Origin of the sequence: Cytobacillus sp., assembly GCF_964223445.1 — a bacterium.
Taxonomy (GTDB): Bacteria; Bacillota; Bacilli; order Bacillales; family Cytobacillaceae; genus Cytobacillus.
Genome location: NZ_CAXQGS010000041.1, coordinates 1 through 3,582, shown reverse-complemented (window position 1 = coordinate 3,582; position 3,582 = coordinate 1). Strand labels below are relative to the sequence as shown.

The 3,582-nt window shown below is 41.0% G+C and carries 3 protein-coding genes; 2 read left to right on the top strand and 1 reads right to left on the bottom strand.

Annotated features, from left to right (window positions below):
- Positions 1–267: 267 nt before the first annotated feature.
- Positions 268–720 carry a hypothetical protein gene (locus ACEQ1T_RS06500; protein ID WP_206839767.1) on the bottom strand — a complete coding sequence of 151 codons (453 nt, stop codon included), beginning with the start codon at positions 718–720 and terminating at the stop codon, positions 268–270.
- Between the two features lie 148 nt (positions 721–868).
- Between ACEQ1T_RS06500 and ACEQ1T_RS06495 the strand changes: the two genes are divergently transcribed.
- Positions 869–2,353, top strand: coding sequence for a helix-turn-helix domain-containing protein (locus ACEQ1T_RS06495; RefSeq protein ID WP_370222151.1), 1,485 nt, complete (start codon positions 869–871; stop codon positions 2,351–2,353).
- 169 nt (positions 2,354–2,522) lie between these two features.
- On the top strand, positions 2,523–3,582 hold a 1,060-nt coding region (gene hutU / locus ACEQ1T_RS06490), incomplete at its 3' end, for a urocanate hydratase (protein ID WP_370222149.1).

The window sequence follows — 3,582 nt, the reverse complement described above, 5'->3', positions numbered from 1 at the left end:
TCACCCCCGACAAGCACAAGACGAGCCTCACAGAAAGGCGTCCTTTGCCTTTTTGTGAGGATGCTCGAAATGTGGAGGCGACTGCCCAGGGACGACAGGCATAAGACGGTTCCTGTAAGAAGGCGTTCTTCCTTCTGGAAGGAAACGGCTTATAACCCCGAGTCACTAGGAGCCGGAACTAGACAAGCTTGTGACCTCGAGGGGGTAGGCGCTGGAGCTAGACAGTTAAGAAAAGCACCGGATTATCCGGTGCTTTTGCTTTTCACATTAGTCTACTACAATATAAGCAATCATTGGTCCGCTATTATCCTTATCCGGATGAGTAAGACACACCAGACGGTAAACGCCTTCTTTATCAAATTGAAGAGGGACCACCGTTTCTTCTGCTTTTTTTACCACACCTTTAATATCAGTTCCTTCAATGATGTATGGATGTTCCATTCCATTAACTCCCCAAATCTTCAGATTTACCTTTTCACCTTTTTCAAGAAATATAGTTCCAGGATCCCAGCGATATGCTTCAATTTCTCTGCCATCAGGCAGCTTGGCTTTAAATTCTCCTGTAACCATATGAATTTCCCGGACTTTTTCGCCCTCCGTCTGGTTGAATACTGTCAAATTATCAGATTTTGAAAAAAACCATACTGATGCAGAAACGATTACTGAAAATATGATGACAAATGCAATAATGCTGCGTTTCTTTAATACAAGAAAAGGCATGCTCATACTCCTTCCTAATTGGTTGTCCCTATATAGATATGCAGGAAGGGCATCATAACTTGTCTACTATTTCTGAGATTTTCACGATAATTTCTTTACATTTGCCAAAATACTATTTCATAATAGAATTAAAAAAGGATGTGGCAGCATGTACAAAGTACTTGTGGCCAATCGGGATGAGTACGATACGAAAGGCATAGAGTGGCTTCTTAAATCATCAATGAACGCATGGCAAGTAGATTCCGCCCAAAATGAATCAGGGCTTATTTATAAGCTTGAAACTTTTCAGCCAGACCTATTGATTTTTGAACTTGATCTGATAAATGAAGAAAGTTATAGTCCTTTCCTTAAAACCATTCAGATCATAGGGCCGGATTTGATTGCCTTAACAATGGAAGCGACCTTTTCACAAGCAAAAAGAGCCATCGACATGGGTGTATCCGATTTAATACTTAAGCCAATTTCAGCAGATACTTTATTAAAATCAGCGAGAAAGATTCATAGACGTAATCAGATGAATAATCGGACTGCTGAACAAAACTCCATTCAGAAAGCTGAAAAAGACTTCAAATATCAGGACTTATTTTTAGAAGGTCATGATTCGGCAGAACCATTTGTATCTATTGGAATAAAGACTGAAAATCCGCTGGAGCTTCCAAAGCTATATAAATTTCTTGAAAGCTATACTTTTCAAAAAACAGTTCACTCATTTATTTTGAGTGATATGATTTTGATTTTGGCTGAAAAATCTGATGTGGCCTGGAAAGAGGAGAGCCTCAGATTTATGAGAGATTGGCAGGAGACGTCAGCAGAACAAATCGCCATCAGCATTTATACGGGCAGGGAGGACAGCGGAACCGTCAGAAGCTACTATCTTGCAAACAGGAAACTGATGGAGTTAACTTTTTACAGGGGATTTAATCAGGTAATTGAGGAGAAATCATTGCCTAAATGGCTATCAATTGATCCATTCCTGACCCCCGAGGAACAGAGCAAATGGATTGATTTCCTAAATCAATCTGATTTAGAAGCGCTGAAGTCATGGTTTTACAAGGAATTCCTTATTTTGCAGGACCCATATCCGGAACCAGGTCTCATCAGAATTCGACTGACCAGTATCCTTGCGCAAATTCGCAGGCATATGAAAACTTTCCGGCTGGCAGAGGGGGATATGGAGAAAGAATATCTGCGTTTATTCCAGACTATCCTTTATTCTCCCCTGATCTACCGGGTGATTAACGAAATGATTAGCTTTATTTCCCTTATTTTTGAAACCATACGCTCTGATAAAAAGCTGAAGCTGGAACTTACTGACAGAGTCTTATTCTATATAGAAACGAATTACTGGGACCCTGAGGTTACTCTTGAAAGGGCAGCTGAATATGCAGACCGAAACCCGAATTATATCAGCTCCACGCTCGCAAAAAAATGCGGCAAGTCGTTCCGGGAGCTGCTTAATGAAACCCGGATCAGGCAATCTGCCAAGCTTTTGATGGAATCAGAAATAAGCATTAAGGAAATCGCGTCTGTCTGCGGTTTTCGCAATCAGCAATATTTCAATAAAGTTTTTAGTAAAATTAAAGGAATGCCGCCAAATCAATATAGAAAGAGCATGCATAAAACCTCCGTTTAACCGGGGGTTTATTTTTGTTCTAATTATAAAAATACTAATATTTATATAAAAATCGAAAAAAACATTATAAGAATCTAACAAAATTACAAAAAATCAAACTTAATTATTATACTTTTCAGATAGTTCCCATTATAAAATCTAAATATGAGATAACATTGGAGGGATAACAATGAAAGCGGAAACAAAAAGAGAAATAAAAAACTATCAAGGCAGTGAGCTTCATGCTAAGGGCTGGATTCAGGAAGCAGCACTCCGCATGCTGATGAATAACTTGGACAAAGAGGTTGCAGAGATCCCTGAAGAGCTGGTTGTATACGGCGGGATCGGAAAGGCAGCGCGAAATTGGGATTGTTATGACGCGATTGTCAAAACATTGCATGAATTAGAAGACGATGAAACACTTCTTGTCCAATCCGGAAAGCCGGTTGCCGTTTTTAAATCACATAAAGATGCACCGAAGGTATTAATCGCCAACTCGAATCTTGTGCCTGCCTGGGCAAATTGGGATACCTTTCATGAGCTTGATAAGAAAGGCCTGATGATGTATGGCCAAATGACAGCCGGAAGCTGGATTTACATCGGTAGCCAGGGAATTGTACAAGGAACCTACGAAACATTTGCAGAGCTAGGCAGACAGCACTTCTCCGGCTCACTGAAACAGACTATTACTTTAACCGCAGGCCTTGGCGGAATGGGTGGCGCCCAGCCGCTTGCAGTAACAATGAATGATGGTGTCTGCATTGCCATTGATGTGGATGAACACCGCATTGACCGCAGACTTGAAACGAAATATCTGGATACAAAGGTTTATTCAATTGAAGAGGCAATCAAATTAGCACAAGAGGCAAAGCAGGAAGGCCGTCCGCTTTCTATCGGTCTATTAGGTAATGCAGCTGAAATTCTGCCAAAAATGCTTGAAATGAACTTCATCCCGGACGTCTTGACTGACCAGACTTCTGCACATGATCCTTTAAATGGCTATGTTCCAATCGGCTATTCTTTAGAAAAAGCAGCTGTTCTGCGAAAGGAAAATGCTGCTGAATATGTTCAGAAATCAAAAGCAAGCATGGCCGTCCATGTTCAGGCTATGCTCGACATGCAGAAGAAGGGTGCAGTCACATTTGATTACGGAAACAATATCCGTCAGGTGGCAAAAGACGAAGGTGTTGAGAATGCTTTTGATTTCCCTGGATTCGTGCCTGCATACATCCGTCCGTTATTCTGTGAAG